The sequence below is a fragment of the Pseudobacillus sp. 179-B 2D1 NHS genome (assembly GCF_045370945.1).
Taxonomy (GTDB): Bacteria; Bacillota; Bacilli; order Bacillales; family Domibacillaceae; genus Pseudobacillus.
Map to the genome: position 1 here is coordinate 37635 of NZ_JBIQDP010000030.1, position 12567 is coordinate 50201.

The window sequence follows — 12567 nt, forward strand, 5'->3', positions numbered from 1 at the left end:
TCCGCATTCCCAACTCCAATTGACATTATGGCACCGGTAAGAAAAAAGACAAAACCGATAACTATAATACCAAGTGGGATTAACGCCTGATCCAATTCTGAATAACTCGTGTCTCCTTTATTGATCTAATACCCGTTTTATCCAAGAGAGGAGTATAGATTACTAACTAATATTTGTAAGATAAATAAAAATGAAGGCTTCTTAGATAGGGCCTTCATTTGTTTTATTCAGCCGTTCTCGTTTTTCTTTTGAGTCGATCCAAAATTTCCATCCATCTGATTGAACCAAATATAAAAGATCATCTAATGTACTGGGACTCGTAAACTCTATATTATGGAAAATTGAGTGGAATTTTCGCTAATCAATTTGGCTTGCCAATGGGAGTGGAGAAACCGCCTCTTTACTATTTTAACCAGTAGTTCTTTTATCCTTTGAAGATGTTTCTTTATTTTTCTCCTCCCAAAAATCTGCACCTTTAATCCCCAGCTTAAGAGGATCAAATACTGGATTTAAGCCGGCTTTTTTCTGAGATTCATAGTCCTTAAAAACCTTTAAGGCTGGTTTTGTTAATAGCAGAATGGCTACAAGGTTCAACCAAGCCATGCTTCCAAAACCTAAATCTCCAAGTGCCCATAAAAGAGATGCTGACTTAATACTTCCAAAGTAAATCATTCCTAAGAAAATAACCATTAAAGCATTTTTTACCCATTTAAATTTTTGTTTTCTATCAAGGAAAACAAGGGTGGTTTCGGAAATATAATAATAGGCCATTAAGGTGGTGAAAGCAAAGAAGAAGATAGCGATAGCGACGAACAAGGAACCGAAACCAGGCATAACGCTTTCGACTGCTTCCTGTGTCCACATCGGGCCGGCTTCGACTCCTTTCATATTTTCTACAATGGGCTTCTGTCCTTCCGGAGTAATGCTATACATGCCGGTTATTAAAATCATCAGGGCCGTAGCTGTACATACAATAATGGTATCAATATAAACAGAAAAGGCTTGAACAAGACCCTGTTTTGCCGGATGGGAAACCTCTGCTGCTGCCGAACTATAGGTGCCTTCCCCAACACCAGCAACGTTAGAGAACACCGCTCTCTTAACACCCCAGGCAATGGCTGCACCGATCATTCCGCCAAACATCTCGTTTGTACCAAATGCACTTGTGATAATCATAGAGAACATGGCTGGAACTTCTGACGCATTAGCCATTAAAATAACGAAAGTCATAACAACATATCCTAATGCCATAAATGGGACAACTTTTTCGGCAACAGTCGCAATCCGCTTAACACCGCCAAAAATAATGACACCAAGCAAAGCAATCAAGATAATTCCCGTGATATTTCGATTAAGGCCCATCGTATTTTCAAATCCAACAGCAATGGTATTTGCCTGTATACCAGGAACCAATACCCCATAGCAAAGGGTTACAACAACAGCTACCAATACCGCGAACCATTTAATATTTAATCCCTTTTCAATAAAATAAGGTGTCCCGCCTCGATATTGCTCCCCGTCCTTTATTTTATAAACTTGGGCAAGTGTTGATTCAATAAAAGCACTTGCGCCTCCAAGCAGGGCCATAATCCACATCCAGAAAACAGCTCCAGGACCGCCGAAGGCAATAGCTGTCGCCACACCGGCGATATTGCCTATACCGACACGTCCTGCTAGTGCCATACAGAATGCTTGGAAAGAAGAGACACCCGATTCAGATCTCCTTCCTTCAAACAACAGCTTAAGCATTTCTTTAAAATACCTTATTTGCACAAAGCGTGTCATGATGGAAAAAAACAATCCAGCACCAAGTGCAAAAACAACTAGCCCAAGGCTCCAAACCTTCGATACCGCCCAATTTACTAACTCCTCCATGCTATACCTCCCAGAATATGTCTTGAGAAAACAATTCAATTTCTTTATATCATCTTATAGTTAGAATTTTCTGACTAAAGCAAAGACACATGACGCAGGTGTTGAGCGAACAAGTGAAAGCCTTCCAGTCACTCTAACTTTCTTCCCACTATGCGCATGTATATGGGGACGCGACTTACATTGCAGTTAAGCGTAGCGCGGTCTCTAAAGAAATGGTCTATCTAGCTGTCGGCATTTGGTGAGGACGAATCGAAAGAAATACTGGCCTGTACGGTGGTCCCAACAGAGTCCGCTTTTGCCCTAAATATAACGAGTGTTTCATCACTCGATGCCACCGAGGGTTCGAACATGCTTATGCGGAACCCTCGGCTATGTTTAAAACGAAAGATGACAAACAAGAAAAATATTTTACTTTAATTTAACCCAGACACACTTTACTTCTGTATAGTTATCAAGTGCATAAGATCCCATTTCACGTCCGATTCCTGATTGCTTGTATCCGCCGAATGGAGCTGCTGCATCTTCAAGATTGTAATCATTAATCCAAACAGTACCTGCTTTTAATTTGTTGGCCACATAGTGTGCGGTTTTTACATTTTCGGTCCAAACACCAGCTGCAAGTCCGTATGGAGTATTGTTTGCTCTTTCAATTACTTCTTCTACTGTATCAAACGGAAGGAGACAAACTACTGGTCCAAAGATTTCTTCCTTTGCAATCGTCATATCATCTGTTACATCTGCAAAGATTGTTGGCCTGACGAAGTAGCCTTTATCAAAAGCACGCTCTCCACCGGCTGCCACCCGGGCTCCTTCCGCCTTTCCTTTTTCGATATAGCCAAGGACACGTTCAAGTTGTCTCTCTGATACGAGAGGACCCATTTCAGTTTCAGTTCCCATCCCTTTTCCAAGCTTAATGTCATTGGCCATTCTAGCAAACTCTTCAACTACTTGATCGTAGTGCTTTCTATGAACAAATACGCGTGAGCCGGCACTGCAGTTTTGTCCATGATTATACATGATTCCATTGAAGGCACCTGGGATCGCCTCTGAAAGGTCAGCATCCTCTAGGATAATGTTTGGAGATTTCCCTCCAAGCTCTAGTGTCACATGCTTAACGGTTTCAGCTGCCTGGCGCATGATGTATTTGCCAGTTACCGTTGACCCTGTGAAGGCAACCTTATCGACATCAGGATGGTTGACAATCGCAGCTCCCGCCTCTTGGCCCAACCCTGGAACAAAGTTGATCACCCCATCTGGGAAGCCAGCCTCTTTTACCAACTTAGCTGTATACATAAGAGAAAGTGGAGTTTGTTCTGCTGGTTTTAACACGATTGTACATCCTGTAGCAAGAGCCGCACCCATTTTCCAAGCGGACATCACAAGCGGATAGTTCCACGGGATAATTTGACCGACAACCCCAATCGGCTCATGTCTCGTATAGTTCAAATAATCCTTTGAAATCGGGAATGTCTGGCCAAGAATTTTTGTTGCCCAGCCTGCATAGTAGCGATAATGTTCAACCGTAGCTGGAATATCATCATGCAGGGCAACTTCATATGGCTTACCATTATCAAGTGCTTCTAATTGAGCTAATTCTTCGCGGTGTTCTTCTATTAAATCAGCAAACTTGTAAATGATATGGGCCCTCTCCGCTGCGCTAAGATTAGGCCAATCTCCAGTTTCAAAGGCTTGCCGTGCAGCTTTGACGGCTAAATCTACATCTTCCTTTTGTGCCTCGGCGACGAATGCAAGCACTTCTTCGGTTCCCGGGTTAATCGTTTCGAATTTTTTCCCGCTGACAGACGGCACAGATTGTCCATTGATAAAAAGATCAATATCCTTTTCAAGAAAAGCTTTTACCTGTGGTTTTAATTCAATTTGCGTTGTTAACAAGTTAAGTTCCCCTTTCATCTGCTTTTTTTATATCATAATGAAACTAGCTCAACGGATAAGCTTGCTAAAATATCTTTTAAGTGTTGATCTTCTTCAGGGGATAAACCCAAACGCGGGTGACGTGCAGGCCCTCCTGCCTGGCCAGTTAATTCCATCGCCCTCTTGACAATTTGTACATATTTTCCCGAACCCTCCAGGAACGAACAAAGCGGTAAAATACGGTCATTGATTGCCCATGCTTCTTCAAGCTCGCCATTCTCAAAATGGTTATACATATCAGTTACAAGCTTCGGTACAATATTACCTGCGACAGAAATCCAGCCAGTTGTTCCAACTAAATAAGACTCCATCACTAGCTCTTCGGCACCGCAGAATACTTCAAAGTCTCCCTTTCCTTTTCTTGCAAGATCTCTTACCTTTCCAATCTCACCGCTTGACTCTTTAATGTGAGTGACATGCTCACAATCCTTTCCAATTTGCAGCATTAACTCCGTGCTCATATTAACGCCAGAAGTAAATGGATTATTATAAAGCATGATTGGAAGGTTAACAGCGTTGGAGACCTCTTTAAAATGATGATACATTTCATTTTCCTTTGGCTTCATATAGTAAGGATTAATGATTAAGGCGCAGTCGGCTCCATGCGCTTCGGCCTGCTTTGTATATTCGATTGTTTCCTTCGTTGTTTCTGCAGAAGTTCCGACTATAACAGGGATACGTCCGTTTACTTCCTTCATCACGGTTTCGACCATTTGGAATTTTTCCTCTTTTGATAGACTGACAAATTCACCAGTACTTCCGTTGATTACGATCCCCGCAACCCCTTGGTTCACGAAGTAATTCACATTGTTCTTTACTCCACCCCAATCAATCTCCTGTTCCTGTGTCATCGGTGTAATTAATACTGGATAAGCTCCTCTAATTGTTGTCATTTGTTTTCCTCCTATACATGTAAGTAATTTATTTTATTAAAAACCCAGCGGATAGCGGATCTGTCGGATCCAACACGTAAGATTGCATGCCCGTAATAAATCCGCGGGTTTTGAATTTAAATTCGCAGCCGCTTTCAGTTTGTTTTATGAGTTCGGCTGTCAGCTTGCCATGAAAGATACTTTCATTTTCAACTAATCCATCTGCCGTTAAATCACTATTTGATAATAAATAGGTAATAGCGGCAGCCGTCGTGCCAAACCCTGGGGAACGAACGAAATAATTGTCCTGCCGCAAGGTGACTGTTTTGATTTTGCCTTTATCCTTTCTCGACCGATCCAACAGTATCACTTTATCAGCCGGATGTGTGCAAGCAAGCGCTGCTGTTGCTTTCTGTCCCCATTGGTTAAGCTCTGCAAGATCCTCCATGCGGATATCAAAAGGCACCTGTGATTGATCAAAAATCGCATATAATTGATCTGCCTGAACGAGAGCAGCTTCCGATTGTAAATCTAAATAAGACAAGGCTACATTGTCCTGAATAACCCGGCACGGTCCACTTGCCAGCTCAACTGATTTCACTTCATCATTTTCCATGGAAGCGATTACAGAAATCACCCCGCTGACCGTTTCAATTTTATATTCATTTGTTTCTCTCACTTTCAGTTGCCCGCATTCCAGCAATGCCGTAATGACTGCCACAACTCCGCCGTATTGCATTGGCACGGTTCCTTCATGATTAAAAAATATTGCAGCCGCATCTGCCTCACTTGTAAAGGGCGGCACGACAAGACAGCCATTTAAGCCAGCAAATCCGCGTGGTTCATTTAATAAAAGTTTGGTCTCTTTCTCGTAAGCCTGCGGGAATTGATCATTTAGCTCCTCTAAGCTCTGATAACGAACGAATGGCACATCTTTTATAATCCGAAAAGCCTCTCCTGCTACGTGGACATCGGTCGCTGTGTAAACCTTTTGAAAATTCATTTTACATCCTCCATTTTGTGCTCCATTGGGGGAATGAGCAAAAAGCCTTCTTTAAGCGGGTCCTCCTCGTTATAAAAGAACCGGTGCATCCCCATTAGCCAAGCTGAACCAGAAATTCTTGTCATAACTGCCTTCACATTTTCCACATTTGTTGTCTCAAGCACCCATCCGCGGAACAAGGATCCTACAATACTTTCATGAACAAATTCCTCATTGATTCCAATTTTATTCTGGGAATAAAGAACGGACAATTTAGCCGAGGTGCCTGTACCACATGGTGAACGGTCAATCCCTCCCGGAGGAACAATTACCGTATTTTTCACATCCGCTTCTTTATGAGTTGGTTCTGTAAAGAATTCAATATGTGTCAGTCCGCGAATGAATGAGTATTGAGGATGAACAATATCGGTTTGTTCATTAATCGTATTTCTTATTTTGATTGCTTTTTCTATAATAGTTGAGGCGTTCTCTGGCGTTAACTCTAATTCAACAGAATTGGCATCAATAATTCCATAGAAATTACCACCGTATGCAATATCGGCCTCAACCTTTCCAATTCCCTCAACATTCACAGAGACACTTTTTAATAAAAAGGCAGGCACATTACAAAAGGAAACCTCTTTCGCTTTTCCATTTTCAACAATAATATCCGCCTCAACAAGTCCAGCGGGTGTGTCTAATTTGATAGATGTAACGGGCTCCTTAACAGGGATCAATCCGGCTTCAACCAATGCTGTACATACACCAATCGTGTCATGCCCGCACATCGGCAAATATCCGCCAGTTTCGATATAAATGACGCCAATATCTGCTTCAGGATGACATGGATCTGTCAATAAAACACCGGACATCACATCATGTCCTCTTGGTTCATTCATTAACAGCTTTCGAATCCAGTCATACTCCTTTTGCATATGAAGCATTTTTTCAGACATTGTCTCCCCTTTTAACTTTGGAATCCCACTAATTAATGTTCGCGTCGGATTTCCTCCTGTATGTGTATCAATCGTAGTAAACACTCGATTTGCCTTCATCAGCCTAACATCCTTTCCCTCAACTTCCTTTTGTGTATTTGCCTCTGACAAATTTCCATTAACAATTCGAGGCATCTGCGAATTAAATCTCAATAGCTTTTATCTTCCTAGTAAAGAGGCGGAAGATTTAGAATGAACAGGATTAAAGCGGTTAAAGCTTAGCGGTTCAATCGGGATGCAAGTTTCTTTATCATTTAGCATTTCCTCTATCACTTTTCCAGTAACCGCAGCAAGGCTGATCCCGTCTCCCTCGTGTCCTGCTGCAATATAATAATTAGGAATCTCTTCCAATCTTGAGACGATTGGCAAATGATCCTCCGTCCATGGACGCAGGCCTGCATAGGAACGGATAGCCATCATGTCAGCCATTTTCGGAAAAAACCTTATAGCACGATTAGCAATACATTTAATGACTTCATTGTTTACCTTTGTATTGAATCCGACAAATTCGCGGCTGCTTCCGATAAGAAAGTTTTGACTTTCTGTTGGTTCGAAAACAAGTGCTGCCCCGTATGCTTCCGTCAGCGGATCCACTTTGCGCTTTCCGCCAAATTTGGAGATTAAATAACCAAATTCCATCACCTTTCTCGACCCTACATGCTGCTGCCGGGATGCGACGATGATATGACCCTTTCTCGGTTTGATAGGAATGGATACATCAAGCATTTCTCCAATATAAGGAGCCCATACTCCCGCAGCGTTAACTACATGGTCAGCTGTAAAAACACCATTCGTCGTCTCAACAACAAAAGTACCATTTGTCTCCTTTTTCATTTCGATAACCTTTGTTTGCTTGAAAGCTTTTGTGCCCATTTTTTTGGCTGCTTCCAATAGATTGAATGCCAACAGATACGGATTAACCGTAGAATCTGTCGCACACTCTAATCCTCCTAAAAGATCATCGGCAAAGAACTTAGACTCTTGGCGAATATCCTGACGATCCAGCATCCTGAATGCCAAACCTGCTTCTTTCTGACGGCCTACCCATTTTTGGGCAGCCTCCATTTCTTCCTCAGTCTCACAAACAAGGATGCTTCCAGGAGCTCGATATTCAAATGGATGCTCCAATTCTCTGCTTAAATCATCTACTAATTTTTGACTGACTAATGACATTTGGCTATCAAACCCGGGATCTTTATCAATCGCTAGGATATTACCATCACATTTTGATGAAGTGCCGCTAACAAATTCGCCTTTTTCAATAATCGTTACGCTTCTTCCAGATTTAGAAGTATAATAGGCGATTGAACAACCAATAATCCCTCCTCCTATGACTAAAACGTCACAATGATGGGTCACAAAACCACTCTCCCTTCGTCTGGCTGTCTAACTTACCTATTGCAATAAGTGTGCCAAAATTGAATCTCTCCAAAACACCGGCTAACTTCCAAATATTTGATCTTTATCCACTTTTATTCTTTCAATTTTCTAAAAATTTGATAAAATAGTGTATAAAATATTAAACAGTGTAAATATTTTTTTACACTTCAGGAGGTTGTCTATGTTTGCTTTACCATCCATTCAAGAAATAATTGAAAATAAATTAATTCCTTTATCAAAAAAGAAGGATAGCTTTTCTTTCGGAACCGTTCATCTAGATGATTCATTTTTAACATTAGTACAATCATGTAAGCGCTATTCAGCCGTTGAAATCATCGATACGATTAGCGGCAATATCGTTGGCTATTTCATGGCAGAACAAATCATTGATTTTTTACATGACTCCTACCATCAATTAAAGGCCTTCTATGAAACGGTTATCGATACGATGGATGCTTCGGTCACCGTGATTGATGCTAGCGAACGCGTCCGCACATGGACCGGAGGAGCAGAAAAAATTTTTACTGTCAAAAAAAATGAAATAATCGACAAGCCGATAACCGATTTCTTCGAACAGGAAGACCTTGAAATCCTGCAGTCCCTTCATAACGGAAAAAAACTATCCGGGCAATATCACCAGCCAAGACCTGATCTCTTTGTTCTAATCAATTCGAGCCCTGTTTATTTTAAGAATCAAACCATTGGCGCAGTTGTCTCGGAAACCGATGTGACGAACCAAATTGTGCTAAATGAAAAATTATTTAATATGTCAACAGAGGTTCACCGGTTAGAACAGGAAATGGCTAAATATAGGCCATCCGATCCCTTTAACCATATTAAGGGGAAAAGCCCTGCTCTAGAGAAAACCATTCAACTGGCGAAAAAGGTATGCACCGTCAAGTCAACCGTATTAATTTTAGGAGAAAGCGGCGTCGGTAAAGAAGTATTTGCTAAAGCTATTCATGAGGCAACAGAGAGCCCAGATGCTCCATTTATTTCAATCAATTGCGGAGCCATTCCAGCCTCATTATTTGAAAGTGAATTATTTGGCTACGACCGTGGCGCCTTTTCTGGTGCTGATCATAAAGGAAAAAAAGGGAAAATTGAGCTGGCAAAGGGCGGCACTCTCTTTCTTGATGAAGTTGGCGAGATGCCTCTAGACATGCAGGTTAAGCTGCTTCGTGTGCTCCAAGAGCGAAAATATTACAGAGTTGGCGGAGAGAAAGAAATGGAAGCAGACTTCCGTGTGATTGCCGCAACCAATAAAGATTTAAAACACTTAATGACACTGGGCCAATTTCGCGAAGATTTATATTACCGGTTAAATGTTGTAAGTTTAAAGATTCCTCCTTTAAAAGAGCGGCGTGAGGACATCATCGAACTTGTTCATTACTTTTTAAATGATTTCTCTTTACGCTATCAACGGCCGATCCATCAATTTTCTCAAGAAGTGATGCAGGAGATGCTTCAATACGATTGGCCGGGGAATGTTCGTGAGCTGCGGAATGTCGTGGAACGCCTTGTTGTTTTTGCCACAGATGGTGTGATTCGTAAAGAGTATTTGCCTTTTCATTCAAGCTCCGCTATGGAGAATACAGATGATAGGAAGTTACACGAATCTTATCAAGAAATAGATTCTATTATTTTGCCGTTGCAAGAGGAAATGGAGCGGTATGAGAAAAAGGTGCTTGAGAAAGCGCTCGTATTAACAAACGGCAATAAGTTGGAATGTGCCAATAAGCTTGGAATTACAAGAGCAACCCTTTATAACCGATTAAAACGGGTAGGTTTGAGCTAAGTGTAAGGAGATTCTTCTATGTTGGTGTGATTCTTGCATGATATTTTCATATACGATTGCAAAGGAGGATTTCCAAATGAGCCACAAAGAAGCACTTGTTATCTGCCGTTGCGAAGAGGTTACATATGGACAGCTTTGTGAAACAGCTGAAGAACACCACTGTACAGCAAGAGAATTAAAATTAAGAACAAGAGCAGGAATGGGATTCTGCGGGGGACGTACTTGCAGAATCATAGTCGATCGGGTCGTAGAAAGTGTCCTATCTAATACAGAGGAAGGCGAAATACCATTAAAATATCAACCCCCCGTTCGCCCGGTAACATTTGGAACAGTAGGTGAGAAACATGACTAGGATCATAGACCATCCTATTTTAGGAAAACTAGGAGATCAAAAAAAGATCCCTTTTACATTTGATGGAAATGAATATGAAGCATATGAACATGAAACGGTTGCAGCTGCTCTTTTAGCAAATGGAATGCGAACGCTTCGTGTTCATGAGGAAAGCGGAACAGCAAGAGGGTTTTACTGCAACATCGGCCATTGCATGGAATGCCGGGTCACAGTAAATGACCAGGCTAATGTGAGGGCATGCTTAACAATGGTGAAGGAAAATATGGTTGTTGAAAGCGGGAAACAGCACCCTAACATTGTGAAAAGGATGGTGGAGCAACAGTGAAAGATGTCATTGTAATCGGAGCCGGACCAGCCGGATTAGCAGGTGCTATTTCCTGTGCGGAAAATGGTTTAAAGGTAACCGTAGTAGATGAATTTGTAAGACCAGGCGGAAGATTAATCGGCCAACTTCATGAGGAACCTTCAGGCGAATGGTGGAACGGAATCAAAGAATCGCAGCGACTTCATGACGAGGCTAAAAAGCAATCAGTAGATATCCGCTGCGGTGTTTCCGTCTATAACCTTGAAAAAGAGAATGATTTATGGCATGTGCATACCAATATCGGGACTCTGACAGCCCCTTTTGTTCTAGCTGCAACAGGAGCAGCTGAGTTTCCTATTCCTGTACCGGGCTGGACTCTCCCAGGCGTCATGTCTATTGGAGCTGCGCAGGTTATGACTAATGTTCACCGTGTCGAGGTTGGGAAAACAGGAATCATTATTGGGGCAAATATATTAGCCTTCGCTATTTTAAACGAATTGCAATTAGCTGGAATCAATGTGAATCGGATTGTTTTACCGGAAAAAAGCCCGCTGAGCCAAAAGGCTGGAGAACCCGAGGAAGTAATGAAATCACTTCTTAATGCCGCCCATCTTGCTCCATCACCTCTCTTGCGTTTTGGAAGCCGCTTCATGAAAAATGATTGGTTCAGAAGAGTTGGGATGAATTTCTTCCCTAAAAGCGGTGTGAAGATTAATGGTACACCGGTGCAGCTAAAAAAAGCGGCTCTAGAGATTGTTGGAAAGGATCATGTGGAAGGTGTGCTGATAGCAGATATTGATCCAAGTGGAAAGTTAATCCCGGGAACAGAAAAAATATACGAGGCAGATTTCGTCTGTATTGCGGGCGGTTTATATCCTCTTGCTGAGCTTGCAGCAGTTGCCGGCTGCCCGTTTCAATACATTCCAGAGCTTGGCGGCCATGTCCCCCACCACTCTAAAAAAATGGAAACACCGCTTGACGGATTATTTGTTGCAGGTAATATTACTGGAATTGAGAGTGGAAAAATCGCCATGGCTCAAGGAACAGTTGCTGGCCTTTCCATCACCAGCCAATCAAAAAAAGGTAATTTAAACATTGACCAGCAGCTCGAACAGGCTATAGAATATGTAGAAACCATACGTCAACATGCCGCAATCCAATTTAATCCAAGAATAGAAAGCGGTAGAAGAAAAATGTCTGATCTTTGGGGGCAGCTATATGGCGGGAAACAATCATCTTTAAAGAAGATTGGATAATGAAAATAAGGGGCTAAAAAGCGGAACGGGTTGGGTTAATGAGTACAAAAAATTAAATAGAAGTCTAAAACGAAGACTGCAGCTTGTCGACAAAAGGGGTTCGGAATGGTCTCATTCCGAACCCCTTTTTGATTTTTTATTGGTTTTATAGCCGTTTGAGAGAAGGATAGACCGCTCCGAGTTCATTATTTAGACCGTTTTGGGATCTTGCCAAGTCCAAGCTGGCCATTTTCTTGAGATTCATGGCAGCGAAAGTAAGCATCGCCTGCATCGACAATTCTTTAAGCCCCCTTAACGTTGTCCAACGCATGCCATGCTTTTCTTTTGCATCTGCGAAAACGCGTTCAATCGTTTCTTTGCGTTTCGCATAGATGGGTTTGACCTCTTCGTGATGGCGAAGATGGTCGGCTTCCTCCACATACTCCTGTCAGATGTGGCGAGTGACTGGTCTTTACTTTCTGTACACTTGGCTAAAGAAGGACAGGCTACACACACCTGTTTCGGTGATTTGTACTCACGATACCCCTCTTTATTCGTTGTCGAGTAGGTCAAGACTTCTCCCTCCGGACAAAGGTAACAGTCAAAGTGCTCATCGTAAACATACTCGTGTTTTCGGAAGAAGCCTTCTTTTGTGCGCGGTCGTGTGTAAGGAAGGGCCGGCTTCATGTCATTTTGCATTAAATAACTGGTAATCGCAGGCGTTTTGTAAGCCCCGTCTGCGGCAACAGCTTTAGGTTTTCCTATCTTTTCTATCACTTTCTCCATTAACGGCTCTAAGATCTGGCTGTCATGTGTGTTGCCTGGTGTGACCATTGTGCCAA

Annotated in this window: 10 protein-coding genes and 3 pseudogenes; 5 read left to right on the forward strand and 8 right to left on the reverse strand. The window is 42.1% G+C overall.

The features are described from left to right. Window positions 1-408 precede the first annotated feature (408 nt). The gene (locus tag ACH0BF_RS21760; RefSeq protein WP_406910283.1) at window positions 409-1875 is read right to left on the reverse strand and encodes an alanine/glycine:cation symporter family protein; all 1467 of its coding nucleotides are present in this window, start codon (window positions 1873-1875) and stop codon (window positions 409-411) included. An 86-nt stretch (window positions 1876-1961) separates the two neighbouring features. Between ACH0BF_RS21760 and ACH0BF_RS25115 the strand changes: the two are divergent. Then, window positions 1962-2172: pseudogene (locus ACH0BF_RS25115) on the forward strand (transposase); the annotation flags it as partial. A gap of 111 nt (window positions 2173-2283) precedes the next feature. On the opposite strand, the gene ACH0BF_RS21765 reads toward ACH0BF_RS25115, so the two are convergent. From ACH0BF_RS21765 to ACH0BF_RS21785, 5 genes are all read right to left on the reverse strand, one after another. After that, entirely contained in the window at window positions 2284-3768 is a 1485-nt protein-coding gene (locus tag ACH0BF_RS21765; protein ID WP_406910284.1) for an aldehyde dehydrogenase family protein, read from the reverse strand. 32 nt (window positions 3769-3800) lie between these two features. Continuing rightward, entirely contained in the window at window positions 3801-4700 is a 900-nt protein-coding gene (gene dapA / locus ACH0BF_RS21770) for a 4-hydroxy-tetrahydrodipicolinate synthase (RefSeq protein ID WP_406910285.1), read from the reverse strand. A gap of 28 nt (window positions 4701-4728) precedes the next feature. Continuing rightward, window positions 4729-5682 carry a proline racemase family protein gene (locus tag ACH0BF_RS21775; RefSeq protein WP_406910286.1) on the reverse strand — a complete coding sequence of 318 codons (954 nt, stop codon included), beginning with the start codon at window positions 5680-5682 and terminating at the stop codon, window positions 4729-4731. Beyond that, entirely contained in the window at window positions 5679-6716 is a 1038-nt protein-coding gene (locus ACH0BF_RS21780; protein ID WP_406910287.1) for a proline racemase family protein, read from the reverse strand. The genes ACH0BF_RS21775 and ACH0BF_RS21780 overlap by 4 nt, the downstream gene beginning before the upstream one ends. Window positions 6717-6815: 99 nt before the next feature. Continuing rightward, a complete protein-coding gene (locus tag ACH0BF_RS21785; RefSeq protein WP_406910288.1) occupies window positions 6816-8015 on the reverse strand; it encodes an NAD(P)/FAD-dependent oxidoreductase in 1200 nt (399 codons plus the stop codon). Between the two features lie 394 nt (window positions 8016-8409). Between ACH0BF_RS21785 and ACH0BF_RS21790 the strand changes: the two are divergent. The 4 genes and pseudogenes from ACH0BF_RS21790 to ACH0BF_RS21805 all read left to right on the forward strand — a co-directional run. Continuing rightward, window positions 8410-9834: pseudogene (locus ACH0BF_RS21790) on the forward strand (sigma-54 interaction domain-containing protein); the annotation flags it as partial. A gap of 76 nt (window positions 9835-9910) precedes the next feature. Beyond that, window positions 9911-10186, forward strand: coding sequence for a (2Fe-2S)-binding protein (locus tag ACH0BF_RS21795; RefSeq protein WP_406910289.1), 276 nt, complete (start codon window positions 9911-9913; stop codon window positions 10184-10186). After that, complete coding sequence (locus ACH0BF_RS21800) at window positions 10179-10511, forward strand: (2Fe-2S)-binding protein (RefSeq protein WP_406910290.1); 333 nt, start codon at window positions 10179-10181, stop codon at window positions 10509-10511. The genes ACH0BF_RS21795 and ACH0BF_RS21800 overlap by 8 nt, the downstream gene beginning before the upstream one ends. Continuing rightward, window positions 10508-11746 (forward strand): NAD(P)/FAD-dependent oxidoreductase, encoded by a 1239-nt coding sequence (locus ACH0BF_RS21805; RefSeq protein WP_406910291.1) that lies wholly within the window; start codon window positions 10508-10510, stop codon window positions 11744-11746. The genes ACH0BF_RS21800 and ACH0BF_RS21805 overlap by 4 nt, the downstream gene beginning before the upstream one ends. A 145-nt stretch (window positions 11747-11891) precedes the next feature. Here the strand turns inward: ACH0BF_RS21805 and ACH0BF_RS21810 are convergent, their stop codons facing one another. Beyond that, window positions 11892-12023: a hypothetical protein gene (locus ACH0BF_RS21810; RefSeq protein WP_406910294.1), complete on the reverse strand. Its 132-nt coding sequence runs from the start codon at window positions 12021-12023 to the stop codon at window positions 11892-11894. Window positions 12024-12029: 6 nt separating this feature from the next. Beyond that, a pseudogene (locus tag ACH0BF_RS21815) lies at window positions 12030-12559 on the reverse strand (transposase); the annotation flags it as partial. Window positions 12560-12567: the final 8 nt, after the last annotated feature.